20 protein-coding genes are annotated in these 25,850 nt (G+C 66.6%); 10 read left to right on the top strand and 10 right to left on the bottom strand.

Annotated features, from left to right (window positions below; translation table 11 throughout):
• Positions 1–20 precede the first annotated feature (20 nt).
• Positions 21–629 carry a VOC family protein gene (locus AB0K11_RS13520; RefSeq protein ID WP_364977211.1) on the bottom strand — a complete coding sequence of 203 codons (609 nt, stop codon included), beginning with the start codon at positions 627–629 and terminating at the stop codon, positions 21–23.
• Positions 630–778: 149 nt separating this feature from the next.
• On the opposite strand from AB0K11_RS13520, the gene AB0K11_RS13515 reads away from it, so the two are divergent.
• The 6 genes from AB0K11_RS13515 to AB0K11_RS13490 all read left to right on the top strand — a co-directional run bounded on the left by AB0K11_RS13515 (position 779) and on the right by AB0K11_RS13490 (position 7,976).
• Entirely contained in the window at positions 779–1,615 is an 837-nt protein-coding gene (locus AB0K11_RS13515) for a glycosyl hydrolase (protein ID WP_364977209.1), read from the top strand.
• Positions 1,612–2,847 carry a SpoIIE family protein phosphatase gene (locus AB0K11_RS13510; RefSeq protein WP_364977207.1) on the top strand — a complete coding sequence of 412 codons (1,236 nt, stop codon included), beginning with the start codon at positions 1,612–1,614 and terminating at the stop codon, positions 2,845–2,847. The genes AB0K11_RS13515 and AB0K11_RS13510 overlap by 4 nt, the downstream gene beginning before the upstream one ends.
• Complete coding sequence (locus AB0K11_RS13505; RefSeq protein WP_364977205.1) at positions 2,844–4,823, top strand: glycosyltransferase; 1,980 nt, start codon at positions 2,844–2,846, stop codon at positions 4,821–4,823. Before AB0K11_RS13510 ends, AB0K11_RS13505 begins: the two co-directional genes overlap by 4 nt.
• Positions 4,820–5,161 carry an STAS domain-containing protein gene (locus AB0K11_RS13500; protein ID WP_364977203.1) on the top strand — a complete coding sequence of 114 codons (342 nt, stop codon included), beginning with the start codon at positions 4,820–4,822 and terminating at the stop codon, positions 5,159–5,161. Before AB0K11_RS13505 ends, AB0K11_RS13500 begins: the two co-directional genes overlap by 4 nt.
• A complete protein-coding gene (locus AB0K11_RS13495; RefSeq protein ID WP_364977201.1) occupies positions 5,148–5,561 on the top strand; it encodes an ATP-binding protein in 414 nt (137 codons plus the stop codon). Before AB0K11_RS13500 ends, AB0K11_RS13495 begins: the two co-directional genes overlap by 14 nt.
• A 138-nt stretch (positions 5,562–5,699) precedes the next feature.
• Positions 5,700–7,976: a DUF4185 domain-containing protein gene (locus AB0K11_RS13490; RefSeq protein WP_364977199.1), complete on the top strand. Its 2,277-nt coding sequence runs from the start codon at positions 5,700–5,702 to the stop codon at positions 7,974–7,976.
• A gap of 9 nt (positions 7,977–7,985) precedes the next feature.
• Here AB0K11_RS13490 and AB0K11_RS13485 read toward each other — a convergent pair whose 3' ends face one another.
• Positions 7,986–8,207 carry a hypothetical protein gene (locus tag AB0K11_RS13485; RefSeq protein ID WP_364977197.1) on the bottom strand — a complete coding sequence of 74 codons (222 nt, stop codon included), beginning with the start codon at positions 8,205–8,207 and terminating at the stop codon, positions 7,986–7,988.
• 167 nt (positions 8,208–8,374) lie between these two features.
• Here AB0K11_RS13485 and AB0K11_RS13480 point away from each other — a divergent pair, with 167 nt between their 5' ends.
• Together AB0K11_RS13480 and AB0K11_RS13475 are read left to right on the top strand one after the other, a co-directional pair.
• The gene (locus AB0K11_RS13480; RefSeq protein ID WP_364977195.1) at positions 8,375–9,634 is read left to right on the top strand and encodes a hypothetical protein; all 1,260 of its coding nucleotides are present in this window, start codon (positions 8,375–8,377) and stop codon (positions 9,632–9,634) included.
• 36 nt (positions 9,635–9,670) lie between these two features.
• The gene (locus AB0K11_RS13475) at positions 9,671–10,444 is read left to right on the top strand and encodes a DUF2637 domain-containing protein (protein WP_364977193.1); all 774 of its coding nucleotides are present in this window, start codon (positions 9,671–9,673) and stop codon (positions 10,442–10,444) included.
• 3 nt (positions 10,445–10,447) lie between these two features.
• On the opposite strand, the gene AB0K11_RS13470 is transcribed toward AB0K11_RS13475, so the two are convergent.
• The gene (locus AB0K11_RS13470; RefSeq protein ID WP_364977191.1) at positions 10,448–10,987 is read right to left on the bottom strand and encodes an NYN domain-containing protein; all 540 of its coding nucleotides are present in this window, start codon (positions 10,985–10,987) and stop codon (positions 10,448–10,450) included.
• 209 nt (positions 10,988–11,196) lie between these two features.
• Here AB0K11_RS13470 and AB0K11_RS13465 point away from each other — a divergent pair, with 209 nt between their 5' ends.
• Positions 11,197–11,868, top strand: a complete 672-nt coding sequence (locus tag AB0K11_RS13465) for a hypothetical protein (protein ID WP_364977189.1) — start codon at positions 11,197–11,199, stop codon at positions 11,866–11,868.
• A 180-nt stretch (positions 11,869–12,048) separates the two neighbouring features.
• On the opposite strand, the gene AB0K11_RS13460 is transcribed toward AB0K11_RS13465, so the two are convergent.
• The 4 genes from AB0K11_RS13460 to AB0K11_RS13445 all read right to left on the bottom strand — a co-directional run bounded on the left by AB0K11_RS13460 (position 12,049) and on the right by AB0K11_RS13445 (position 16,380).
• The gene (locus AB0K11_RS13460; protein ID WP_364977187.1) at positions 12,049–13,623 is read right to left on the bottom strand and encodes a hypothetical protein; all 1,575 of its coding nucleotides are present in this window, start codon (positions 13,621–13,623) and stop codon (positions 12,049–12,051) included.
• A 529-nt stretch (positions 13,624–14,152) separates the two neighbouring features.
• Positions 14,153–14,533 (bottom strand): hypothetical protein, encoded by a 381-nt coding sequence (locus AB0K11_RS13455; RefSeq protein WP_364977185.1) that lies wholly within the window; start codon positions 14,531–14,533, stop codon positions 14,153–14,155.
• A gap of 233 nt (positions 14,534–14,766) precedes the next feature.
• Positions 14,767–15,483, bottom strand: a complete 717-nt coding sequence (locus AB0K11_RS13450) for a hypothetical protein (protein ID WP_364977183.1) — start codon at positions 15,481–15,483, stop codon at positions 14,767–14,769.
• Between the two features lie 18 nt (positions 15,484–15,501).
• The gene (locus tag AB0K11_RS13445) at positions 15,502–16,380 is read right to left on the bottom strand and encodes a hypothetical protein (RefSeq protein ID WP_364977181.1); all 879 of its coding nucleotides are present in this window, start codon (positions 16,378–16,380) and stop codon (positions 15,502–15,504) included.
• A 174-nt stretch (positions 16,381–16,554) separates the two neighbouring features.
• On the opposite strand from AB0K11_RS13445, the gene AB0K11_RS13440 reads away from it, so the two are divergent.
• Positions 16,555–17,430: a glycoside hydrolase family 16 protein gene (locus tag AB0K11_RS13440; protein ID WP_364977179.1), complete on the top strand. Its 876-nt coding sequence runs from the start codon at positions 16,555–16,557 to the stop codon at positions 17,428–17,430.
• Here the strand turns inward: AB0K11_RS13440 and AB0K11_RS13435 are convergent.
• The 3 genes from AB0K11_RS13435 to AB0K11_RS13425 form a co-directional block, all read right to left on the bottom strand.
• Positions 17,388–19,415 (bottom strand): SpoIIE family protein phosphatase, encoded by a 2,028-nt coding sequence (locus AB0K11_RS13435; protein ID WP_364977177.1) that lies wholly within the window; start codon positions 19,413–19,415, stop codon positions 17,388–17,390. The genes AB0K11_RS13440 and AB0K11_RS13435 overlap by 43 nt on opposite strands.
• Before the next feature lie 139 nt (positions 19,416–19,554).
• On the bottom strand, positions 19,555–20,601 hold the full coding sequence (locus AB0K11_RS13430) for an alpha/beta fold hydrolase (RefSeq protein ID WP_364977175.1): 1,047 nt from the start codon (positions 20,599–20,601) through the stop codon (positions 19,555–19,557).
• Between the two features lie 1,113 nt (positions 20,602–21,714).
• On the bottom strand, positions 21,715–25,818 hold the full coding sequence (locus AB0K11_RS13425; RefSeq protein ID WP_364977173.1) for a hypothetical protein: 4,104 nt from the start codon (positions 25,816–25,818) through the stop codon (positions 21,715–21,717).
• Between the last annotated feature and the right edge of the window lie 32 nt (positions 25,819–25,850).

Genomic DNA, 25,850 nt, shown 5'->3' with positions numbered 1-25,850 from the left:
GGGCCTCGACCTCGGAAATGTCACGTCAGGATCTCGTTGCCCTCCGGATCCGTCTGCGGCAGGTCCGCGTCGTCCGCCGCGAGGACGAGGTGGACCCGGTTGCGCACAGTCTTGGGCGTATCGACGCGAATGAACTCCACCCAGAAACGCCCCTCCTGACGCAGCGACGCGTACTGCGGATGTGACCGGGTGACAGGCAGCCCGGTCAGTCCGGCCCAGACCTCGGCCTGCGCAGGGGGATCGAGCGCATCGATCACGACCGCGGCGACGGGTCCGACACCGCGGTACACCTCGCGCGGTTCCAGCACGCAGAACTCGTTGCCGCCGGGATCCGCCAGCACCACCCAGGGCACATCCGACTGGCCGACGTCGACCGGTTGCGCTCCGAGTCCGCGGGCGGTGCGAACCAGGTCGGCCTGATGCTCGGCGGACATGGAGGCCAGGTCGAGGTGCAATCGGTTCTTCACCCGCTTGGATTCAGCCGTGGCGGCGAACCGCAGCGCCGCACCGTCGCCGAGGGTGACCGCCTCGTCGTCGACCACCGGCAGGTCCAGCAGGGCCGACCAGAACTGCAGGAGCGCCGCGGGATCGGCCGACTCCACCAGGATGTGGCGAATGAGGTGGGGCATCGGCGCCACCCTAGTGGCCGGTACTGACATCACTGTGCTCGAGCCACTTCGGTCGTTCGGGCCCATTCAACCGGCGCCGATGCCTATGGTTGAATCGGGGCAATTTGCTGGACGGCGGGAGGCGAATGGCCGGTGGGTTGCGTTTCGGGGTGAGCACGCAGGGCGGGCCGCTGGCCGCGCAGGAGCTCGCGGAGGTGGGTGACGCGGTGGGCACTCCTCCCGAATTCGAGCTCTGGTACGAGGATTTTGCCTCTCCACCGCCGGTGGCGAAGATCGATGCGGTGATCGGCCGAGCCGCCGAGCCCGTCATCACCTGGGAGCCCCGGCTGTGGCACGACGCGTCCGCGGAGACTTCCGGCGCCATTCTCCCCAAGATCAATTCGGGTTGCTACGACGATTACCTCCGAGGGTGGGCCGACGAACTCGCCGGTGCGTCCCACGCCGTCCTTCTCAGATTTGCCCATGAATTCAATGGCACCTGGTATCCGTGGTCCACCGGGGCAGGAACGTCTGCCGAGGATTACGTCGCGGCGTGGCGGCACGTCCACCGCATCTTCTGCGAGCGCGGCGCCACCAACGTCCGATGGGTGTGGGCGCCGGACGCGGGGCCGATCTCCGATGAACCGCTCGCCGCCTGGTACCCGGGCGACGAGTGCGTCGACGTGCTCGGGATCGACGGCTACAACTGGGGCACCACCCTGCCCGGCAGCCGGTGGACCGGACCGAAGGAGATCTTCGGCCACGGACTGTCCGAGTTGCGCCGGCTCTGTGACGCCAAGCCCATCCTGGTCACCGAGGTCGGTTGCGCCGAGGCGGGCGGCGACAAGGCCGAGTGGATCGGCGAGCTCGTGCGCATGGCGGCCGCCGAGCCGCAGGTGATCGGCTTCATCTGGTTCCACCACGACAAAGAGACCGATTGGCGACTGACCAGCACCGCGGCCGCGGCCGCGGCGATGGCTGCATCGCTGGATGAGGTGGCGGCGTGAACACCGATACGTTGAGTCAGCGGTACGCGCTGCCGCCGGAGGTGGAGAACGAGAGGGTGCGTTCCCTCGAGCAGATGCACATCCTCGACACGCCGCCAGAGGATCGGTTCGCCCGCATCACCCGGATGGCGCGCTGCGTGTTCGGCGTGCCGATGGCATCGGTGAACCTGATCGATCGCGACCGCCAGTGGTTCAAGCAAGCCGACGGGCTCTCCCTTGGCCCCCAGACGACGCGGCGCAACTCGGTGTGTCAGGCCACCATCGCACGCACCTACCAGCACCCGGAGGAGCCGGCGTTGATCCTCGAGGACGCCGCCGACACCGAGTTCGCGTGCGTGCCGGGCGTCGGCGGTGACGGCATCAGGTTCTACGCGGGCTACCCGCTCTACGGCCCCGGCGGTCATCCGGTGGGCACCTTCTGCATCTTCGACAACAAGCCGCGGGCGCTGGCGGGCTCGGAACTGGAGGCTTTCAAGGAGCTCGCCGCATGGGCACAACGTGAGCTGGAGAGCACCGACGATCTGGAGCGGGCGTCGGCGGTCCAGCGGCAACTGCTTCCCCGGCCGCTGGGTGACCTGCCGGGTTACTCGGTGTGCGCGATGTGCCTACCGGCCTACGCGGTGGGTGGCGACTTCTATGACCACTACCGCGTGCAGGGCGGCGCCATGTTCACCGTCGCGGACGTGATGGGCAAGGGGCTGGGTGCTGCCATCCTCGCGGCCAGCGTGCGATCGTCCCTGCGGGCGGCCTCACGCGCAGTCGACCGGCTCACGGCGACCGCTGTCGACGTAGCGGACACGGTGAATTCCATTGCGGCGCAACTGAGTGAGGACCTGGCCAGTACTGACACCTTCGTGACGCTCTTTCATGCCAAGCTCGATACCGACAGTGGACGGGTGGACTTCGTCGATGCGGGCCACGGCTTCGCGGCGGTGATCCGCGACGACTCCCGGGTGGAACCCCTCAACAGCGCGGACCTCCCCGTCGGCGTGCTGCCCGGATACAGCTGGACACGCGGCGAGGTGACGCTGCAACCCGGCGACACGCTGGTCATCGCCTCCGACGGCGTCCTCGATCTGGTCGGCGACGGCAGTGACGTCCGGCCCGCGCTGCAGTTGGTGGCCCAGTACCGTGACCCGGCCGAACTGTGTGACTTCGCCCGCAGCCTGCATGCGAGGACCCCGCCGCTGGACGACGTCACCCTGGTGGCCGTACGCCGCGAGCTGCCATGAGGCACCAGATGCCGCACGCCGCCTCCGGGCGGTATCCCTCCCTGTGGCTGCGAGGCCTGATCCTGGCGACGGTGATCCTGGGCGTGAACTACATCGTCTGGCGCTGGGTGGCCTCGGTGAACTGGACGGCGTGGTGGATCGCCGTTCCGTTGGTGGTGGCGGAGACCTACAGCGTGATCGACTCCCAACTCTTCGGGTTGACGATGTGGCGGATGCTTCGCCGGAATCCACCGGAGCCGCCGCCTGACGGCGCCACCGTCGACGTGTTCATCACCACCTACAACGAACCGATCGACATGGTGATGGCGACTGCCAAAGCGGCGCAAGACATCCGGTACCCGCACAGCACCTGGATCCTCGACGACGGTGACCGTCGCGAACTGGCCGACGCCGCCGCGGAGAAGGGTGTCGGCTACATCACCCGGTCGGCGCACTGGACTCAGGACAAGCCTCGCCACGCGAAGGCCGGCAACCTGAACAATGCGCTGTTCGAGACCGACGGCGAGTTCATCCTGATGCTCGACGCGGATCAGGTACCGGTTCCGGAGATCCTGGACAACACGCTCGGCTATTTCCGGGACCCGTACATGGCGCTGGTCCAAACGCCGCAGTTCTTCCACAACGTCCCGATGAGCGACCCGCTGGGCAGTCAGGCACCGTTGTTCTACGGTCCGATCCAGCAGGGCAAGGACGGCTGGAACGCCGCGTACTTCTGTGGCTCCAACGCGGTGCTGCGCCGGGAAGCACTGATGCAACTGGGCATTCGCGGGTACGTGCGGGCGATCGAGGAGGGCATCAAACGCACGCTGTACACCGCGGACAAGATCCTCAAACAGACGGCAGGGCAGATCGGATCCGACGAACGCGAGGCCCAGACCGCGCTCGACGCGGTCCGCGACGCGGTCCGCGACGCCCGCCGCGAACTGCGCGACAAGCGACCACTCGCCGACATCACCTACACGTTCCAGCAGCGGGTCGACGCCGCGGCCCGCACCCTGGTGGATTCCGACATCATGACGATGCGCGCAGATCTCGAGATGATCGCGGCCATGAACGCCGACCTCGAAGACCCGTCGGCCGATCTCGTGTTCGACGACGAGGCCCTCGCCACGCTGGCGGATCGTGAGTGGTCGCCGCTCGGCGCGATCGAGTCGATCCGCGCCATGATCCGGGCGGTGGACGTCGACCGTGACGACGAGGCGCAACCGGTGCTACCGATGGCGACCATATCGGTCACCGAGGACATGGCGACGTGCATGCGACTGCACTCGATGGGTTGGCACTCGGCCTATCACCACGAAAAGCTCTGCGAAGGACTGGCACCGGAGGACGCCGGCACCATGCTGACGCAGCGCCTGCGATGGGCGCAGGGCACGATACAGGTGATGCTGCGGGAGAATCCCTTCGTGCAGAAGGGCCTCAGCCTGGGCCAGAAGTTCATGTACTGGTCGACGATGTACAGCTACCTCGCCGGTTTCGCCGCCCTGGCCTACATCGCGGCGCCGGCCATCTACCTGATCACCGGCATCATGCCGGTGCAGGCCTACAGCTGGGACTTCTTCGGGCGGCTCATTCCCTTCCTGCTCCTGAATCAACTGATGTTCATCATCATCAGCCGGGGCACCCCCACGTGGCGGGGCCAGCAGTACAGCCTGGCGCTGTTCCCGGTGTGGATCCGGGCGTGTGTGACCGCATTCCGCAACGTCTACTTCGGGCGCCCGCTCGGCTTCGCGGTGACGCCGAAGACCCGTCAGTCGGTCGGCGCCACGCCGTGGCACCTGGTCAAGTGGCAGCTGGCGGCGATGGCGATGCTGGTGGTCGCGTCGGTGATCGGGATCATCCAGCTGTACTTGGGCGCCATCTCCGTCCTCGGCGTCGGGGTGAACCTCTTCTGGGTGCTGTTCGACCTGCTGATTCTCAGCGTAGTGATCCAGGCGGTTCGCTACCGCGGATATCGATCGGAAGGAGCGCTATGACTCAATATCCCACGCGTACAACGGCATCCGATACAACGGTGATAAGGCCGGAGGGTCGGCTCAACATGGTCGCGGCACCCGGTCTGCGCAAGCAGCTGCACTCCCTCGTCGAGGCGGGCAGCACGAAGCTGGTCGTCGACCTCAGCGGAACCGAGTTCATCGACTCGTCGGGCCTGGGCGCGCTGATCTCCGGACTCAAGGCCGCACGTCAGGCCGGGGGTGACCTGCGCATCGCGGCGCCGACGCGGCAAGTGGTCACCGTGCTGGAACTGACGAACCTCAATCGCGTGCTGCGCGTCCACGATTCAGTAGACGGTGCGTTCGATGGCGCAACCTGACGGGCCCTACGTCCTGCACACCACCACCGGACCGGAGACGCTGGACGCGATCCAGCAGACCCTCGACGGTGTGTGGTCCGCGCACGACATCCCGGAGATGGTGCGCATGCACATGGATCTCGCCGCCGGCGAGATCGGGGCCAACATCATCGAACACTCCGGTGGCGGCAGGCCCGTGCACCTCCGGATGGAGGTGCACGTGCTCCCCGAGTCGGTGCGCGCTGTCTTCACCGATGACGGCCGTCCGGCTCCGGTCGACCTGTCGCAGGCCGAGATGCCCGACGGACTGTCGGAGCGAGGTCGCGGTCTGGCGATCGCCCACCGGGTGCTCGACGAGTTGTCCTACCGGCGCGACGCCGACGGCAACCATTGGACGTTGGTGCGTAGCCGCGCGGAGTGAGCCGGAAATGAGTTGACGCCTGCGAATATTTTCGTCGAAAGTGGTGCCGGTGTGGCTGTGGGGGTCTAGTTTGGGGCGACCGGCGGCCGTGCGCCGCCGGAACTCTTTCCGTCGGGGGATGGCTTCGAGGGCGGAACAATGGGTGCATCGGCGTACGTGGGGCGTGTCGGCGGACTGGCAGTGGCGTTGGGGGTAGGCATCGCCGTGGTCTCCGGCGGTACTGGGGTGGCTTGGGCGGAGGAGTCCTCCGCATCCGACACCACATCGAAAGACACGTCGCAGGACGAGTCGAACGACACCGCGAAAGACAGCTCGAAGGACGCGGCGAAGGACGCGTCGAAAGACACAGCGAAGGACGCGTCCACGGCAGCGGATGACGAGACGCCCGCTGCAGATGTGAAGAAGAAGAAGTCGTCGTCATGGCCGTCGCGTCCGGCGAGGCGCTCGGGAGTGTTGAAGACGTTGGACGCCATCGGTGTTCAGATCACCCCCAAAGTCAGCGGGAAGAAGGCAGGCGAGGACGCCGAACGCGCCAAGGGGGACGACGTCGTCGACGTCGACGCCGAGGGCATCGAGAAAGTCACCGGCGATCCGACCACCCCCGCGGGGGGCGGAAGTCCGGTGGCGGAGGCGCCACGTGAGCCGTCGTCCGCCTCGATCCGGCCCCGGACGTCGGCACGAGACGCCCGCGCGCCCAAGATCCAGGTCGAGATCGCGCGCCCGACGGTCTCCGCACGCGCGGTGGTCGTCGACAAGGTCGCGTCCGGGCCCGCGCTGGAGACCAAGGCACTCACCGCGGTGAGCGAGAGCCGTTCCGTCGCGACGACGTTCACCACGGCGGTGACGTCGGTGGAGTCGGCCGGTGCGCAGGTCGCTTCGGCGCTGGCTGCCGCGCCCACAGCTGCGGTGCCGGCACCGGCGCCCGCGACGCGCATCGTCAACCGGTTGCTCGCGGCCTTCGGTCTCGGATCACTGTCCAATCTGCCCGCCGCGCCGACGTCGCCGTGGGCGCTCGGGGCGCTGATGGCGGTGGCCGCACGACGGGAGACCGAACAGGTGACGTCGGCCGCCGCCGTCACGTCGAAGACCGCCGCGGTCACGACGGCCGCCACCTCGCTGACGACGGCCGCCACCACCCCCACGGCGCTGGTCGCCACCCCGGACCCCGCCACCAGCAATGTGGTCACACCGGTTCCCGTGAGTGCCAACACCGATTTCATCACCGCCGTCACCGGCCGCAACAGTTTCAACAAGACCTACGACCGATTCGGTATCGGCGGCACGGATCTGGGCATCATGTGGGACAACGGGATTCGCGACAATCCGCTCACGCCGGTCAACGAACACCAGGTGCTGATCGCCTTCGGTGACACCTTCTACGGCGACAACCCGGTGCGGCAGACCGGCTGGCGGATGAACACCCTGTTCCGCAGCTACGACACCACGCTGTCCAACGGGATGTACGTGCAGGACGGCATCATTCACGACCCCGGCACGTACAGCGGATCGCCGATGTCGGTGGACAGGTACTCGCGCGAGATCATCGGGAAGTACGGCTACGCCGTCGGACCCGAGGTGACGATCATCCCCACGGCCGCGATCTCCGTTCCCGGCGCGGGCGTCAACGGGGCGACCCGGCAGTACATCAACTTCATGTCGGTCCGGTCATGGGACACCCCGGGCCGGTGGACCACGAACTACTCGGCGATCGCGTATTCCGATGACAACGGCCAGAATTGGCGCACCGTTCCGGTGTCCTCGGTGCGGCCCGCCGCCTGGGGACGCTCTACCCAGCCGTTCGTCGCGGGCAACGAGAACTTCCAGCAGTTCGCCTACGTCAAGGGCGCGGTCGTCGACGCCAACGGTGTGCCGGTGACCGATCCCGCGACCGGGGAACCGAAGACGGACGGGTTCGTGTACGCCTTCGGCACGCCGGCCGGCCGCGGCGGCACCGCCTACCTGTCGCGGGTCAACGAGAAGGAGATCCTCGACCAGACCAAGTACCAGTACTGGAACGGCTCGTCGTGGGTGAACAACAACCCGGCGGCGGCGAAGCCCATCCTGCCGGGGACGACGACGACATCGTGGTTCGGCCTGGTCAAGAACACCACGTACCCCACCGTGGGCGAGATGTCGGTGCAGTACAACGCTTACGAGAAGAAGTACGTGATGCTCTACACCGACCAGAACAACAACGTCGTCATGCGCAAGGCGGACCGGCCGGAGGGCGTGTGGTCGGCGCCCACCACGCTGGTGACCTCGTCGAAGATGCCCGGCCTCTACGCGCCGATGATCCACCCCTGGTCGTCGACCGCCAACGTCTCCGCCAGCGATCAGCAGTACCTCTACTGGAACATCTCGACGTGGGACGACTACCAGGTCAAGACGATGCGGACGGATCTGAGCAAGGTGTGAGCTCGCCGCTCAGCGGCGAGTGCCTCGGGCAGCGGACGCCCTGACCCGCAGGGCGGCGATCACCAGAGCCGCCAGGCTCGCGGCGATCAAACCGGCCACCAGCATGGCGCCTGCGCCGAACTCCGGCGTCCGGCCGATCATCGCCGCCCGCCCCCACGCCACCCAGCCGATCAGCACGACCTTGGCGATCAGGATGATCGACACGATCGCCGACACCCTCCGAAGCCTCATTCTCTCAGGGTAGCCGCGCATCGCCGCAGGTAGCGGGCTCGGCGAAGCCAGGGATTGCACCAACCCGGGTGGACGACGGTAATCTCGGTCCGACTGACAAGCAGATCGGGAACGTATCAGTGGACCTAGTACTCGGCCTCTCGATAACGTCGGCTGCCATTCGTTTCGTGCTGGTCGAAGGGGCGACCGGCGAGGGAGCCACGATCGACAAGGGCACCCTGGAACTCGGCGGCGCCGACGACGGCCTCAATGACCTGGTGGACGCGGTCCTCGGCGAGGGCCCCTTCGCCGCGGTCCCGGGCCGCCGACCACGCGCGATCGGGGTCACCTGGCTCGGTAGCGCAACCGCTGCCGCTTCGACGGTGCTCGAACTCCTCGCCGACAAGGGCGCGGACAACGTGATCGCGGTGTCGGAGTCCGATGCCGCGGCCGCCCTGGCGACGGGGATCGGCGACATCGCGGGCCTCGACGACGTCGCCGTCTGTGTGGTCGAACCGGATGCGGCCGTGGCCGCGGTCGTCGATGCACACGAGGTGGTGGTCGACGTCGTCGAACGCTTCGGTGCGGGTGACGCCGCCGACCTTGCGCACTGGCTGACCGCGCTGGTCGACGGCTGCGCGTCCGAACCGGCCGACGTCTACGTGCTCGGCTCGGCAGGCGACCTGGACGATGTGGTCGTAGCACTTGGCGCGACGGGACTCGCGGTGATCTCCGCCGCGGAAGCCGACCTGGCGCTCGCCCGCGGTGCTGCGCTCGCCTCTGCCCGCAGCACCTACGACCTCGACCTCGGCTTCGCCGCCGCGCCGGCCCCCGCCGGCACACGACGGTTCGTCACGCCGCGGGTGGCTGCGGTGGGCGGGGTGCTCGTCGCCGCGGTCGTCACCTTCGTGGTCTCGCTGTCGGTCGCCCTCACCCCGAGCTCCACGCCCGAGCACGAGCAGACCGCCAGTGAGTCCGAACAGACGGCCAAGGCCGCCCTTGTCCAGGAGCCGGTGGAGCAGCTGCCATCGCGGCCCCAGAAGCTGCCGCCGCGCCCCGCGCCTGCCGCACCGCCCGTCGACATCGACCCGCCCGCGGCGGCTCCGGCGCCGCCCGAGGTGCTGCCGGTCGAACCGGTGGAAGCGGCGCCGGCACCCGAAGCGCCTGCCTGGGAACCGCCGGCCGCCGATCCCGCGCCGCAGGGCTTGCCCGAACCGGGCGTGCCGGCCTATGTGCCGCCCGCACCGCCGGCCTACGTGCCGCCGGCCGCTCCGTCGGTGCCTGCGGTCGAGGGCACGCCGCCCGGGTTCACGCCCGGCAACCCGGCCTACGTGCCGCCGCGCCCCGACGGCACCGTGCCTCCGGTTCAGCAGCCTCAGCCACGCCTTCGCGACCGCATCATCGGCAGGCTGCCGCTCATCAACCGGTTGCAGGGCCCCGGAGGCTGACGGATCTGTCGGTGGCCTTCGGCAGGATCGCCTGCCATGAGCCGGCCACGACGGTCACTGACCCTCACCCGATCCGCCGCGGTGCTGATCACCGCGAGTATCGGCATCGCGAGCTTCGTCCTGTCCTTCGCCGCGCTGCGTGACCTCGCGGCCCGGGCCGGCATCCCCGCGCAGCTCGCCTGGCTGTGGCCGCTGATCGTCGACGGGACGATCCTGCAGGCGACGATGGCCGTGGTGGTGCTCGCCGGGATTCCCGACCAGGCCCGCAGCCGCCGCTACTTCTGGGCCGTACTGACGTGCGCGGCCGCCGTGAGCGTCGGCGCCAACGCCCTGCACGCCGTCATCCCGGCAGGCGCGCCGATGAATGCCTGGCTGGCGGCGGCGATCGCCGTTGTGGCGCCGGTGAGCCTGTTGGCGGCCACGCACGGCCTGAGCCTGCTCAGCCGCATACCCGGGCAGTCGGAGTCCGACGACGTCGAAACCGACGACGGTGGCGCGGCCATCGAGGCCGACGCAACGATCACCGAACTCGCAGAGGAACCCGGCCGCCGGGTCGCGGCGGACATCGGCACTGCGGCCCGTCAGCCCTGGGAGACCATGGCGGAGGCGATCGCGTCACGCGACAGCCTGCGCGGGCTCTCCGCCGACGACGTCGCAGGCGTGCTGCATCTGAGTTACGAACGCGAGCTGACGCCCCAGGCCATCGCCCGCCAGCTCGGGTTCGACCGTCGGACGGTGCTGCAGATCATCGACGCGAGCGCAGAGCTCCTGCGGTCGGGTGACGTCAGCGTCGAGCGTCTGGCGGTGTGACCTTCACGCGCCGAGGCTGAGGCGGTCGAACACCGCGTCGAGGCTGACGACCTCGTCGGCAACCCTCTTCAGTTCGCGAGCGGTTGCGTGATCCCAGAACGCGACAGTGGTGGGGAAGCCGCGCGACGACAGCGACTGCAGCGCAGGCGCGAGTTCGCAATCGCCGGCGACCAGCACCGCCCGGTCGCCCGGTTCCATCCCCGCGAAGGAGTGCTCGACGAGGCGGGTCGCAATCATCACGTCGAACTTGTCGGCGGCTTCGCTCTGCGGCTCCCGCTCGACGACGACCGCGTCCACGCCGCCGAGTGACCAGATGGTGTCGACCTGGTGTGGACGTACGCCGAAGAGCGAGGTGAAGCCGCCGCGCTCGGGCAGCGGGCAGACCGACTCGTGCACACGGCCGTAGTCGAGCTTCCAGGCGCCGTCGACGATGTCGCGGCTGATCGCGTCGTGCAGGGAGGAGGCGAACCCACACCGGACGGCGGCGAGCCGCTGACCCTCCCAGCAGACCGAGGGTCCGTCGATGTACACGAATCGGCGCATGGCGATCGTGACGTTACCCGGACCGATCGCACTAAGAATTCATTGAGAGAAAATTCGGGCGTGCTCAGCGGTGATCATCGAGGTCACGCCTGTGAGCTGCGGGTTTGCGGTCGATACTGGTGAATCGGCCGAAAGGTCCGATTCGTTGCCGTGACAACTCCGTGACTCGACCGTGACATTCGCGGGAATCTGCCTCTATGGTGCATCGGGTGGGTAGGCATTCGCAGACCGCCGACCGCCGACGGATATCGGTTCTCCTCGGCGCGTTCGCTGCCCCGGCTGCCGTCTTCATCGCCGCGGGTGCCGATGTCTCGCCCGACGCCAAACGGCCCGAGGCCCAGGTGGCTCCCGCTCCCGACCAAGGTTCGCCGTGTTGCGTGGAACTCGTCGCCGGGGCCGCGCCCGCACTGGCGTGGATGCCGGCGTCCGCCGACCCCATTCCCGTGCAGGCGCCTCCCGCGTCGAGGTACCGGATCGTCGAGACGGCCAAGGCGGAACGGATTCTGCAGGCCGGCGACGCGCCTGAGAGCGGTCTACAGGTCAAGACGATCCTGACCGCGCGCAGCATCAGCGCCGCCTTCCCGGAGATCAACGAGATCGGCGGCGTGCGATCCGACGCCCTGCGCTGGCATCCCAACGGTCTGGCCCTCGACGTGATGATCCCCAACCCGACGTCGGACGCGGGCATCGCGCTGGGCAACGAGATCGTCGCGTTCGTGCTGAAGAACGCCGAGCGGTTCGGTATGCAGGACGCCATCTGGCGCGGGCGCTACATCACACCGAGCGGCGTGCGCGGCGGCGGGTACGGCCATTTCGACCACGTCCACATCACCACCACCGGCGGCGGCTTCCCGACCGGTGACGAGCTCTACTTCCGCTGACGGCCGGCTCACCGCGGCTCATGGTCGACCGAGTTCACGGGCTCGGCACGGGCAGCGTCCCCATCGGCCGGGCGTAGGCGGATTCGACAGACATTCGACTGACGCCGAATCGACATTGCGCGTCGGAAACACGACGGCCCCCTCGTCGCCGAGGGGGCCGTCGCTATTACGGGTCTCGAGTCAGCTCTCGGAACCTTCCGACTTGTTGTCGTCGGACTTGGGCTTGTCGTCCTTGCTGCCCGTGTCTGCCGAAGCCTTGTCGTCGGCCTTCTTGTCCTCCGACTCGGTGGTCTTCTTCTTCTTGGGCTTCAGCGAGTCCGTGAAGCTCTTGACGCCCTTGTTGAAGTCGTCCCCGGCCTTCTTCAGCGCCTTGAGACCGTCACCGGGCTTGTAGCCCTTCTTGACCGGCGTGGTCGCGGCGGGAGCCTCGCCCGCGTCGTCGACCTCGACGATCTCCGTGACCTCACCGGTGGTGGGCACCTTGGTGTTGCCTGCCAGCACTGCCGTGTCCTTGACCGGGTCGATGGCCGCACCCTCGTCGATGTTGGTGGGCACCTCAGGCGTCTCGACCTTGACGTCGACGGTGCCTGCGGACGGACCGAAGGTCGACAGCACGTCGGCTCCGGACCGTGCCCCGGGTGCCGTCGGCGCCGGCGGCACTTGCGGTGTCACAGGCGTTCCGCCGAGGGCGGTGATGATCTGGTTGGGCAGATCCACCGCCAGGTACTTGAACAGACCGGCTTGCTGCTGTCTCGGGTCGAGCAGGCTGGGCCATTCCTCGCCACCGGGGCTGAAGCTGGGCGCGAAGCCGTTGACGAACGCGTTGACCGTCCGGATGGGCAGGTTGGTCAGCTCGTTGATCGCGAGTTCGGTGTCGCCTGCCTCGTAGGCCGCCATGGCGTCGTCCAGGACCTGCGCGACCTGGAAGAACGACGTCTGGAACGGACCGACGGCGGCACGGACCAGAGTCTGCTCGTTGAGCACGTTGATCAGGTTGTCGAGACGGTCGAAGCCGGGCAGGGCACCCTCGAATCCACCGGCCACCTCGCCGCCCAGGAAGTCGCCCGGGATGGAGAACAGCGGGACGATGCCCGCAGGCGTGCCGCCGATCAACGGGCGGAGGTTGTCGAGGACGCCGAACACGAAGAAGCTGTTCAGCTCGAACGCCATGTTGGTGAACTGGCCCTGGGTGGGGTCGTCCGCCGGCGGGTCGTACACCTGGAGATCGGCCAGCAAGGTCTGGAACTCCGTGAACGACAGCTGCATGCGCTCGAAGAGGCCGTCGTAGTTCTCGTTGACCGGCGTGGCGGGGTTGTCTTCGCGGCCGAAGAACGCGATCTGCAGGTCGTCGCCGTAAACGGACTGGAACTGCGACAGGCGGGTGAACAGCTGCGTCGGGTCCGAGAGGTTACCGACGAGGATGTTCGACAGTTCGCCGGGCAGGTCGGCGTCCGCGAACGCCGCCGCCACCGCGGCATAACTGTTGGTGGCGTTGCTGCCGAGGTAACCCAAGTTGAGCTGCGACTCCGCGAAGAAGTTCTGCAGCAGAACGAGCGGGTCCGCGGCGGCCGTCAGTGCGACCGCGCGCTCCTGCGCCTGGGCCTTGATCTTGATGTCGTCGTTGACGGGCGACACCGGGGCGGCCGCGATGGCTGTGGCCCCGGCGACGGCGATGCCGGCGGCGAGGAACTTGCTGACGCGCGAGGGCGAAGCGGCGGCATGCCGACCCGACTCTGCGCGATGGGCTTTGTGCACTTGATCTCCTGGTCTAAGTAACTGAGGGTTGCCTTATCAGGCAGACGGACAGTAGCTGAGCGTTACCTGAGGAACAATGCCTACGTCTCACCTGCGGAGACGATCTCGACTCGAAAATCGGCTGTGAGGAACCTGAGACAAAACTGTCAGCGGATCCCTTAGCTGTCACCGTGTCGGCAACTTGACGCAGAATTGCCTGCCGCGTCAATGAGGCGGCTGTCCGATCGGCGAAAGGTAGCGCCCCACGGCGGCATGGTCGGCCGTAATCTGAGCGAACTCGGCGGTATCGACGGCAACCAGCCTGACCGTTGCTTTTAGGGCAGGCTAGCCTAAATAAGCTACCCTAAGTATGGTGTGATCTGGCGGGCGCCTTGTGAGCGATGCAAAGGCCGGTATTCGCTTCAGGAGGCAATAAAAGTGAATAGTGGTTCGCGCAGGAATTCGCCTACGCTCGGCCCTCGCGGAGGCGTCCATGTGATCCCTGTCACAGCATCGCCCTGAGAGAAATCTCAGCTCGCGCGGTCGCGGGTCAGGCCGGGTTACAGAGCTTCCACACGCCGTCCTCGCGCAGGAGCTTGAGCGTGACGAGCGGCGCGGGCGGACGGGTGACCTCGACGGTGGCGTTGTCGCCGTCGACGGAGATGGCGCCGAAATTCACGGCACGGCGGTCATCCGCTTTGATGGGACCGCCCTCGTCGGTGCCCTCCATGCCGTCGGCGAACTGCTCGGCTTCGGCCTCGCACATGAGCGCCGACATCTTGTCGGTGTCGGCCGTGTCCGATGCCTCGGCGAACTGGTTGACCGTGTCGCGGATGCCGGCCAGCTGCTTCTCGCTCTGGTGATGCAGGTAGCCCCAGACGCCCCCGGCGATCGCCGCCACGGCCAGCACGCCGACGACGACGGCGATCACCCACGTCCGACCCGAGCGTTTCGGCGGCGGCCCGCCGTAAGGAGGTCCGCCGTGCGGGGGTCCGCCGTAGGGAGGTTCGCCGTACGGCGGCACGCCAGGAGGTCCCCACTGCGGCGGCGGAGGTGGTGGCCCCCAGCCCGGCGGTCCTGTCCACTGCTGTGGCGGCGACGGTTGCTGCGGGTGCGAGAAGGGGTCCGGCTGGGGGCCCGGCCATGGTCCTGGGAATGTCATGGTCACTCTTCCAACGGCATGGTCATGAACAGGTCGAGGGACTCGCCGAACGGCTTGAGCTCGAAGTCGGGTTCGAAGTAGGTGACCGCACTGCCGGCGGGCAGGTCCGGGGACGTCAGGAGGTCACCGTGCGGTCCGCGACCGGTGACCCGCAGTAGGCGGCGCATCTCGGGCGGATCCGCTTCCGTCTCGTACCAATCTATCCGGGAGGAGTCCTCGGGATCGCCCCAATGCGCCGCGAGCGTGGTCATGATCGAGGGCGGGGTGAGACCGCACGACTCCCGGTCCCAGGTGGTGAAACCGGCGTGCACCCGGCGCAGGAAGGTCTGCACCGGCTGCGGCAGCGAGTCGAACAACGGCGGATCGTCGTCGCCGAACGTCGCCGGGTCCTCGCCCATCCACACGGCGTACCCCTCACCGGCGCTCGCGGCCACCACGTAGTCGAGCGACGGAGCACCGATCCAGGGGTGTTCGACGACGCGGACGTCGACGAGATCTTCGCGCAACGCCTGCCCGAATTGTGGTATCAGCGCGAGGAATTCGTCGTTCCACAGGGCGAGCGCGGCATGCTTGCGCTCGTCGGGATCGGCCGATTCGGTGATCGACCACCATTCCTGCGGGATCACTGCCCGAGTCTGTTCGCCGGGCTCGAGGATCGTGAACGGATCTGTCTCCCACGGCATCGCCGCGGCGAGTGCCTCGTGGTCCATTCCGGCCATCGGTGGAAGCTCCCGCCGCTAGGGCTGCTGGCTGTCGGCCAGTTGCGCGATCAACTCGGTCAGTTCGCGACGCTTCTCGTCCTGCAGGGCGACCTGCTCGTCCTGCCATTGCGGATCGACACCCTGCATGTCGGCAGCCGAGCGCGAGTTCTTGTTCTTCGCATTCACCACGGTGGGCAGCCATTGCAGGTTGACCGGCGCGTTGAGCACGAGCCACATGTTCTCGGGGGTCAGTTCGGTGAACCGCGGCAGGTACATGATCTCGACCTTCGGCACGATGTGATCGGCTGAGACCGCCGGTCCGCCTTTGGCATTGGTACCGATGGGCCTGTCCGGTTGCGACGGGTGCCTGTCGGTGCTCGCCGGCCGCGGCGCGCCCTGCAGTGAGACGTTCGGATAGGGATACTCCGGGCTCTTCTGCTTGTTGACGGCATCCCAGAGCGGCTTGAGCGGGCTGTTCGGCGGGATCGTGATCCGCGTGCCGAGCGTGGGCAGCGGACTGGGCGGGGTCCATCCGCTCGGGATCTTGGTCTTGCCGTCGCCGATGTTCTCCAGCGCAGCCTTGTTCAGCGGTCTTGTGGGCGGACCCCCGGCGCGGAGCTTGTCGGTGACCGCGGAACAGGCCTGCAGCTGGCCGAGTTTGGCGGCCTTCTCCGCGTTGAGTTGATCGGCTTCACGGTTGTACGGGCCGACGATCTCCGGCGGACCGACCCCGCCGGGAAGCCCGCGGGCATTGTGGTCGTCGATCTTGGCCATGGTCGCTTGGAGCGAGGCGACCTGGGCGGGGCACGCAGCCTCGTCGGCGTGGGCCGGGGGAGGCGACCAGCCACCGAGCACCACCGCGATCAACACGGCCAGGGCCGTCATCAGTGCGCGGACGGACTGCCGTGTGGCCATGACTGATCTCCCCGTGACAGCCGAAGGTGTGGATCGATCCTAAGGCCGTCGCGCGGCCCGGGGGGACAGCATTTCTGGTGCCGGGCCAGACCCGTCGCCGGCCATTCGAGAAACACTGGGGGGGTTTGCACCCAGTTTCTCGCCCCTTCCGTTTACGGTTTGGGGGTGTCGAGCATGGATCGTCGAAGCGCAATGTTGATGTTGGGGTTCGGTGTGGCGGCTGCCGCGCTGCCCCTACCCACGGCTGGGGCTCAGCCGGTGATCGGCGATGCGCCGCCCGGGCCGCCCCCCGGTGTGCCGGGCCTGCCGGTGGGCGCCGCGGACCCCGGAACTGGGCTTTTGTTCTCCGACGAATTCGACGGACCGGCCGGTGCACCGCCGAATCCCGCGTCGTGGTTCATCGTTCCGGCCCGCGAAACCATCCGGAACCCCGTCGAATGGGACAAGCCCTTCAACATGGGCCGTTACGTCACCGACCAGGAGCACGTGTTCCAGGACGGAGAGGGGAACCTGGTCATCCGGGCTACCCGCGGTGAGGGCGCCACCATCCAGGAGAAGTACGCCAGCGCGAAGGTCATCGGCAATTGGCGCGGCGGTGTCGGGACGACATGGGAAGCCCGGATCAAACTCAACTGCCTGACCGACGGCGCGTGGCCGGCCTTCTGGCTGCTCAACGACAACCCCGCGCGGGGCGGTGAGGTCGACCTCGTGGAGTGGTACGGCAACCGGGACTGGCCGTCGGGCACCACGGTGCATGCGCGATTGGACGGCACCCAGTTCCAGACCAACAAGCACCCGGTCGACTCGGACTGGCACACCTGGCGCATGACGTGGCTGCCGACCGGGATGTACTTCTGGAAGGACTACCAGCCCGGGATGCAGCCGTTCTTCGAAGTGCCGTCGAACTCTTTGCCGGAGTGGCCTTTCAACGACCCGGGTTACACGATGGCGCCGGTGTTCAACATCGCCGTCGGTGGATCCGGCGGTCGTGAGCCTGCCGGAGGTAATTACCCCGCCGACATGCTGATCGACTGGATCCGGGTGTTCTGACGGGCCGGTGCCGCCACCACGAGTTCTCTTCGGAGCACGACGGCGGTCACGTCATCGCGATCGAGCTCGACATTCGCGCCCGCACAGAGCGCGTCGACGAGGGCCTGAGGACGTGCGCCACACTCCTGCGCGCATCGGGACACAGCGTCGGTGAGTTGCTCGAGCGACCCGCCCCACATGTCCATCACGCCGTCACTCACGAGCAGGATCGCGTCTCCGGGATTCAGGGCGCCGCGCTTCTCGTGCCAGCCACTCTCCAGCCCCATCGGGAGATCGGAGGAAGCCACGCGCTCGACGCGGTTTGACCCGCTGCGGACGATGAAGTGCAGTCCGTGGCCGGCGTCGGCGAACCGGAAGTCACCGGTGGCGAGGTTCACCAGCACGTAGGTCAGGGTGACGAACGCGCTGCTGCGCTGGAGGTCGTTGTCGATGACCCGAGCGGCACGGCTCACCGCCGCGGAAGGACTGACATCGAGATCGTTGGCGCGCAGGGCCGCCCGCGTCGCCGCGGCGAGCATTCCGGCGCCCATGCCCTTGCCCATCACATCGCCGAGACTGAGGACCGCGTGCGGCGCTCGCACCCGGATGTCGTAGAAGTCTCCACCGACCTGCCGGGCCGGAATCGACGCCGCCCCTGAGCTCCAGCCCGGCGTGCTCGGGAAGGTGCCGGGCAGCAGTGCCCGCTGAACCTCGGCGGCGCGATCCAGCTCGGCTTGTTCGAGGCGGCGCGCCCGCACGGCTTCGGTGATGTCGTAGAACTGGAGGGCCACGGTGCGGCTGTCCGACTCACTGCTGATGAGGGACATGCTGACGTTGAGGATGCAGCCTGTGCCGGTGGTCAGGGTGAGGCGTGCGTTTCCGTCGGTCAGCGCGTTCACCATGGCGGAGAGCGCGTTGATCGCGTCGTCACCCAACAGGGCGCTCAGCGAAGTCGACGGGTCGCGCAGGCCGGGGAGGATGGCCGTAGCGGACGCGTTGGCCCTCGACACCTTCCACCCTGTGGCGTCGCGCGTGGCGATCAGCATTCCGGCGACGGACGTCTCGAAGATCGTCCTGAACAGTTCCTCCCGCTCGGCCAGGCGTCGGGAGGTGCGCTGCTCGAGTCCCACCGCCAGCGAGAGCAGGAGGAAGACCACCACGATGGACAGCTCGAAGGTCTGCAGAACGACGACGCCGGTGTCCTCGCCCAGCCGATCGAAGGCAAAGGGGCCGCGGTTCAACGCACTACCGGCGTAGGCGATGACCGCGACGCCCAACATCAGCCAGATCAGCTGTCGGGTCGAGAGGCGCACCGCCGCCCACAGCAGGGGGATGAACGGCAGGAAGGACAGTGGCATCCCAGGGTGGAACCCGAACACGAACACCGTCACGCCGAGCACCGTGGCCACCTCGGCGCAGATCTCCGGCAGTCTCGCCTGCCGGGGGCGCCCGGGGAGATTCATGAACAGCGGCGCCAACAGCAGCATCCCCGCTGCGTGCTTGGGCACCGCTGTCACCAGGCGCGTCCAGGCCTGCGATGAATCGGCGACCAGGTAGGTGGCGGCGGACCCGATCATGTCGTAGACGACCGCGGCTGCCAGGACGGCGATCAGCAGACGCCCCAGATCTCGCGGGCTGGCCAACGCGGGCAGTGTGTCCGACCGGCCGCGCAGCACCAGGGCCCCGACCGCCATCTCGATTCCGCCGGCCACCGCCAGCGCCACCGCCAGCGCAAGTGGTCGTCCTGCCCAGAGCAGAAGTGGCAGCGTGATGGCGGCGACCAAGACGGCGAGCATCCAGGTGTAGCGACGGGGGATGCGAAGGCCCATTCCGAGGGCTATTCCGGCCGCCGGCCACCATGCTGTCGAGACCAGCGCAGTCGGCTGGGTCACCAGCGAGAGCCAACCGGCGATCAGGACCGCAGCGAGGGAGCCGGCGACGAACACGGTGGTCGGTGCTCGCCGGCTCGACGGCGGCACGGCCTGCTCACTCGGGTCAGCGACCATTCGCTCACTATCCCCGACGGGTGCGCAGCAAACTCTCGAACGACAGATCTGGTGTGTCGCCGCATTCGTTCAGTCGATGACGCGTGTCTCCTCCGTCGAACAGCCACATCTCTTTCTGCAGCGGGAGCTTGTGAACGATTCAAGCTGCCTTGGTGATTCGCGAAAAAAGCTGAGAACTCGCGTGATTCCCCGACGCGGGTCGCGGCCGGGCGCCGATTCGCGTGCTGATCGTCTGGCTGATGGCAGCGGTGACGGCGTGCGCGGCCTCGTCGAGGAGCATGTGTCCCGCCTCGGGCAGGTGCACGTGTGTGGCGCCGGGGATGGCGGCGGCCATCTCGTGCCCGTGGGCCGACGGGGTGAGCACGTCGACGCCGCCACTGAGCACGATCGTCTCGGCGCGGATCGAGCCGAGCGTCGAGAGCTGGTCGAAGGACTTCAGGCCGGGCAGGAAACCGGCGGCGGTGTCGACGGACGTCGCTGCGGCCGAGGTCTCGGCGAACAACCTCGAAAGTGTCGATCGTGCGTCGGCATCACACCGCAGCGCCAATGCCGCGAACACCGGCTTGCTGAGCAGAGAAATGGCGCGGTGAGGCGTGACGGCGGCGAGCCCGCACAGGATGTTCGTCGCCGGATTGGCCAGCAGGCGGGGGATGCCGCGTTCGGTGAGGCGGCCGGCGGCCGTGGCGGCGAGGACAAGCCCCGTCGGCTCGACGGGCCGATCAGCCCGGGGCCGGCCGAGGTAGGCCAGGGCGACCATCCCGCCCATCGAGTGCCCGGCGAGGGTGAGCGGGCCGGTGACGCGCAAGGCTGTCAGCACTTCGCCAAGGTCGTCCGCGAGCTGGGCGACCGTGTAGGTCCGCTTCGGGGCCGAATCCGATAGGCCGTGGCCGCGGTGGTCGTAGCTGATGATCCGGACGCGATTCCCCCACTGCCGAGTCAGGTGGTCGATCTGGCCGGCCCACGACTCTTGGTCGAGGCACAGCCCGTGCAGGAGGACGACGGTGGACGCGGCATCGGCGGGTTCCTGGTCCCGCACCGCCAGCTTCACGCCGCCGCGGACGGTCACGGTCCGTTCGGTGACGACGGGATGGCGGCGCCCGGTGCATGCGGTGCGCGGGTGGCGACGCACGGACCTCGGGGCGCCCGTGGAGATCGGGGCGGTGGGTGCCGAGGTCGCTGTAACCATGAAGAAATGGTCACGGATGCGGGGGTGGCTCCGTAATCGACGGTAGGCCAGAGTTCACCGCGGGACGGCAACAGTTTCCTATCCGCGGGGTAAGGCTGGGGGTGGCGCCGTGAGCGGGATCTTTCTCGCAGCTGCTCTTACCTACAGCCAATGACAGGGATCGACCCGCGTGGTCAGCGATCCTCTTCAACGTCCCGACCGGTGAGTGATAATTGCTCGTCGGCGGGCTGGAAGTACCGACGTTTGCAGTCAAGTGCGACTTCGGTACGCCACCGGACGCCGTCGGTACGGCTCCGGTTCACCCTGCAGTTCGGCTGGTCCGCGGGCTTTGAGGAATCAAGAGAACACGCTAGCGGTGCCGATGGCTGCGTCGGTCTGGCGATCGACGTTGCTAGCCCCGTCGCGCGGTGGGGCGCGCTCCATGCCGAGGGCACCGGCGCCGGACACACGAAGCTCGCTCGGACGTCGTGGCTGCCCTAGAGGAACGGTGCTGAGCTATTCCACTTCGTATCGAAGCTCAATGCGATGGTCCACCGATCATGACGCCTTGTAGTTGGCGTCTCCGTGATGTGCAACTGCCACCGTTGAGGCAATGGGCGAACGCCGATGCCGACGACCGTGCAGGAACGACGTCTCCAGGGGAGGATCGACGCAGGAGACATTCGCAGCCCGCTATCGGCGAGACTGATGCGCTTGCGGAAACCGGCAGGGTCGACTCGCTGCTGGGGCCACCGGTTCCAGCTCAAGTACCAATGTCGGGCTCAATGAGCAGCGCCAGGCCACACGAGCCCCTGACCTCAACAATCGTTCGTAGCGCGCATGGAGTTGGAGGGGCCAGGCTCGCCAGTACTGTCTCGAACTCGCAGTGGGTGTCGCTCGATGTTCGCCGCTTGGGCCGAGCGCTCGACCTCGATAGCATCGCAGCTCGGTGTCGTCCTATCTCGCAACCATCCGGCTGCCGCTCATTCTTCGCCGCCACCTCGCAGTGCAGCGCGACGTTGGTAACTCGGATCCGGCTCATCGGTGGTGCCGTCGCGGCAGACCACAAGCATTCCGTCCGTGAACCAAGGTGCGCACTCCATCCATTCGAAGACTGCCGACTCCGCCTGCGGGCTATCCGGCGATGGAGCTGTGGAGGCGTGTCACCACCGCGCCTCGCTTACGTGATGCATTACTCCGTGGGTCGGCCAGCCACTTCTCTCCGAGCACGTGCAGATCACGCTTCCTCGTACAAGCCGAGTCGAACATGCGCACCCACACCCCGCCCCAGGCCAAGTTGTCAAAATGCTCCTCGCACCAGTTGATGCCGTAATCCACCATCAGGACGCGGTATTCACTCTCGGCATTACCCCACAAGTGTTTCCACACTGGCGCGAAAAATTCGGACTCCAGGTCTTGGATGTAATCCGACAGCACGTCGAACAGCTTGGCGTCGCATCCTGGGATGGATGAAGCCTCCAAAGAGGTCATGATGGCAGCTCGGGAACGCTGCCTTTCCCGGCCTTCCGACAGTAGGCACACCAAGACGTTCGCGACTTCTGGGTCGGCCCTGGCGCTCTTGCCCAATTGATTGGCAACCCCGTGCGACCGCTTCAATGGCAGATCGGCTGACAGCCCGATCTTGATGGGCCACGAGGCAGTTGGGATCGCGCGATGGATCCAGGACCAGACATGCCACCACGCGTCCTGGTTCCCGGCTCGCATCAGCCAGGCCTCCAGACTGGGCCGGAGATCTGCTTCCAGGGGAAGCGTGGGGAACAGCTCGTCGTCGACGATGACCTTCCAGAGATATCCGATGGCGTAGTGAGTGACATCAGATCCGACCGCGAACCATTCAGTGAGCAGAATCACTACTTGCTCGCGCGTCATCGATTCCGCGGTTAGCCCGAAGATGGCGGGCCAGAAGCGGTTGGAGTGGGAGTGCGACAGCCAATCGAAAGCCAGCGTTCGGAGGCGCGCCTCGGGTCCTTGCTCTCGCCACAGCGCTCTGAGCACTCCGGGCCACTGATCGTCATTGCGGGCAGCCTCCGAAGTGAGCCAATCCATTGCAATCTCGGTGAGAGTTCTCTTACTTGTGGCCCGAGCGAACGTTGCAATCCATACGTAGCGCCACGCCGCCGCGCGTGGGTTGTGACGCAACCATGGAATGGCGACGTCATCGACAATGCTGGTCAGCTCCGAATCGCCGCAATCCGACACTATCTGGGTGAAAAGATAGCCCCAGCCGCCTGCACTGCCTTGATGGACTTCCAGCCACTCCATGGCACGGTCAACGCGTTCGGCACGCTCATCCGGCCCACTCAGCATTATGATCAACCGCATGGCGATCGGCCATGTCTCGGAGTCTGTGACGAGGACGAGTTCGGAATCTCCTAGGTCGGCCAGTTCGGGATCAACACCATCGGTCACATTGGCCACTGCCGTCCATGTCCCGTACCAGGCACGGTTCCCGCGATGGTGATCCAACCATTCCCGGCCGATGGTGCGGATGCGCGCCGACGACGGGAGGCTCGCGAGGCACTCTTGGTACGCATACGACCAGGGGGTGTGGTGTTGATTCGCCGCCAAAATGTTGGCGATCTTAGCGACTAGCGGCGATGCATCGGAAAGGTCGCGTCGCGCGAGGTGCTTGGTCAGCGCGGCACGAAACACCCGGTCGGATAGGTTCGTCCAAGTCAGTGTCGCCGTGAAAAGATCCTCTGCGGTCGGTTGCTCGGGATGTTTCAGGAGCCACTTGCGGATCAGATCCAGCACTGCGATGGGGGCATTCCTCAACCTCTGCACGGCCGCGAGCACCGGCCCGTTCTCGCGGCGGTCGCTCACCAACAACCAATCGATGACTGCGATGCGGTCCTGCGTGGGACCGTTCACTACGGCGAGTGCAAGCCGTCCGAGGCTAACCTTCGACGAGACGTCGGCGTCGAGTAGCAGATGTCTGGCGAGCGCCCGCAATTCGGGGTGTCCCGGGTGGTTCGCTAAAGCGCGTTCGAGCAGATCGATCCGGCCTTGATCGGTTCGTGACGCCTCGACACCGATGACGAGGGAGTCGATCAGCCCATCGACGTCTTTGTCGAGTAGCGGACGCATCATGTCGGACCATCTCTCCGACAGCGGGTTTCGTGCCGCGAACTCGTGGACCGCGGTCAGCGCGTCCGGTGATGCCGACGCCAGCAGCGCGCGGATGGTGAGCATCATCCCGTGGCCTTCGGATTCTGCTTCACGGATCCGCGAGATGGCCTCCGCGCGCGGTGACCACTCGGTGAAAGCGCGACCGACTGCCGTTTCAAGTCGAATCCAGCCAGCCAGTGCGGCCATCCCAAGTGTGGCAACGTCTCTGGCGGCCTCCTGAGCCGCGCTGTCTGCCACCAACTCCAGTTCGCCTGCCGCCAATCGGCCAACGCCGCGGTGGCCGTCGGTGTTACCTTCAGCAGTGCCGGCGAGAGCGAAGAGGATGCGGGGGTAGCGACGCCCCTCGACGTCGAAAGCGATGAGGTCGCCCAGGACGGCGGTCAGGTGACTCGCCCGCTTATTGAAGTGCTGTTCGGGCGGAAACCACGTGTTGTAGAGCAGGTTCGCTAGGTGTGGATGGGATAGCCAGTATCCCATCCGCCCGCTGTCGCGAAACCCGAAGTGCAGGTCTTCCTCAAGGCGATGGAGGTCGTCGCGGACCGCCGGCGACAGTTCGGCCATCGATGCGCTTGGATAGCCGACGTAGATTCGATTCAACGCCAGCACCGATTCGACGAACTGTATCGTTTGGTCCGACATCTCGCTCAACCTGGTACGGAAGCGACGTGCAAAGAACCTGACGCCTTCGCGTTTCGACCATTCAAAGAACAGTTGTGCGGGCAGCACGGAGTCGCCGTCTTCGTAGAGATTCGCCTCAAAGCCGGTTCTGTTGGTGAACCAACGGCGTAGCGAAACCAACCCACTTCGGCTTGGCGGCCCCTGCATTCGCTCGTAGCAGGTGACGTCTTCAGAACAGCTTTGCCGAAATCGCTCAAATTGCTCTGCCGTTCCGCAGCACACGATGATCGGCAGCATGTCAAGGTCGCCCTTGTGGCGGAGTTTCGTCAATTCGGCCATGGCTGACTTCCAGTGGGCAACGCCATCCTGCGCGGATACGAACGGGTCATCCACGCCGATGATCACCGTGCGCCGCATCGCGAACTGCTTGGCGAATCGCATTGCTTCTTGTAGCTTGTCCACTGCCCCGCCAAGCCACAACACGGTGGTGTTGGCGGACGCATTCAGTCGTGAGAGCAGTTGCAGTGTGAGGATGCTCTTGCCAGACCCCGACGAGCCGCCGATCCAGTAGACCGGCACGAATCCACCGACGGCGATGTCAGAGTCGTCGGTCGTCTGCTCATACCACGACCAGAACTGATCCTCGATCTCATCGATGTCCTCGTGAGGCGCGAAGTACCCGTTCCGCAGATGCTTCAAGGTCGGCTGCTCGCCGGTAAGGAAGCCGGTCGCATTCCGGACTACCTCGGCTCTGGCTTGGTCCTCGGCGGATAGGATGACGAACGGGAAGTCCTCGTGGTCGGCGTCACTGAGGGAGTTGACGATTTCGGTACTGATTCGACTGCGGCCCGATACGTCGTCGACGATGTGCCGCACCCAGGTGTCGACGGTACGTTGCGGATTTACCACCCGAAAGTCGGATGCGAGTATCGCATACAGGGCACCAAGCGGATCGGACACGGTGTCTATCGCCAAGTGCGCAACGACGGCGGCGGCCGCGTCACTCTGGTCCGTGAGCGCCCACTTCTGGGCGCTCCCAATGGGATCAGCGAGCGTGGACCGCCAACAGGAAATTTGAAAGCGCAAGTTTTCGGCGAGATCCGGGTCAACGTTGGTAGCGGTGACGTAGACGTCCTTGAGTACCCTGAGCGCGGATTCGAGCGTGTTTCGGCTCAGCGATCGCTTTGCCTCAAATGTGTAAAGCAGCCCTTGGTCTTCGATCGCGAAGTCGGCCAACGACTCGTAATTTAGTTGCGGTGCGGAGCTCAGATCCGCGGGCGACAGGGTCTTGACGTAGTTCAGTAGTGCGGAATGCACCTGAAAGACAAAGCCGTGGAAACTTAGGCGGCCCGAATGCGCCCGCCTGGGATTCGAGTTCTCGAGCGCGGCAGCCAGGCGCAATCGGTCGGCGGCCCAGCCCTTGTGGGGAGAGCCGCCCGCGACGCCACCCAATTCAACCTTCGCAACCATCGTTTCTGAACGCCCATCCAGTTAGCCGACGG

The organism is Mycobacterium sp. NPDC050551 (assembly GCF_040674075.1).
Taxonomy (GTDB): domain Bacteria; phylum Actinomycetota; class Actinomycetes; order Mycobacteriales; family Mycobacteriaceae; genus Mycobacterium.
This window is presented reverse-complemented; position numbering and strand designations above follow the sequence as displayed.

Bases quoted from the DNA above. Each gene is read 5' to 3' on its own strand.
- AB0K11_RS13520 (WP_364977211.1), bottom strand. From the start codon at position 629: ATGCCCCACCTCATTCGCCACATCCTGGTGGAGTCGGCCGATCCCGCG.
- AB0K11_RS13505 (WP_364977205.1), top strand. From the start codon at position 2,844: ATGAGGCACCAGATGCCGCACGCCGCCTCCGGGCGGTATCCCTCCCTG.
- AB0K11_RS13500 (WP_364977203.1), top strand. From the start codon at position 4,820: ATGACTCAATATCCCACGCGTACAACGGCATCCGATACAACGGTGATA.
- AB0K11_RS13495 (WP_364977201.1), top strand. From the start codon at position 5,148: ATGGCGCAACCTGACGGGCCCTACGTCCTGCACACCACCACCGGACCG.
- AB0K11_RS13490 (WP_364977199.1), top strand. From the start codon at position 5,700: ATGGGTGCATCGGCGTACGTGGGGCGTGTCGGCGGACTGGCAGTGGCG.
- AB0K11_RS13485 (WP_364977197.1), bottom strand. From the start codon at position 8,207: ATGAGGCTTCGGAGGGTGTCGGCGATCGTGTCGATCATCCTGATCGCC.
- AB0K11_RS13475 (WP_364977193.1), top strand. From the start codon at position 9,671: ATGAGCCGGCCACGACGGTCACTGACCCTCACCCGATCCGCCGCGGTG.
- AB0K11_RS13470 (WP_364977191.1), bottom strand. From the start codon at position 10,987: ATGCGCCGATTCGTGTACATCGACGGACCCTCGGTCTGCTGGGAGGGT.
- AB0K11_RS13450 (WP_364977183.1), bottom strand. From the start codon at position 15,483: ATGGCCGGAATGGACCACGAGGCACTCGCCGCGGCGATGCCGTGGGAG.
- AB0K11_RS13445 (WP_364977181.1), bottom strand. From the start codon at position 16,380: ATGGCCACACGGCAGTCCGTCCGCGCACTGATGACGGCCCTGGCCGTG.
- AB0K11_RS13440 (WP_364977179.1), top strand. From the start codon at position 16,555: ATGGATCGTCGAAGCGCAATGTTGATGTTGGGGTTCGGTGTGGCGGCT.
- AB0K11_RS13435 (WP_364977177.1), bottom strand. From the start codon at position 19,415: ATGGTCGCTGACCCGAGTGAGCAGGCCGTGCCGCCGTCGAGCCGGCGA.
- AB0K11_RS13430 (WP_364977175.1), bottom strand. From the start codon at position 20,601: ATGGTTACAGCGACCTCGGCACCCACCGCCCCGATCTCCACGGGCGCC.
- AB0K11_RS13425 (WP_364977173.1), bottom strand. From the start codon at position 25,818: ATGGTTGCGAAGGTTGAATTGGGTGGCGTCGCGGGCGGCTCTCCCCAC.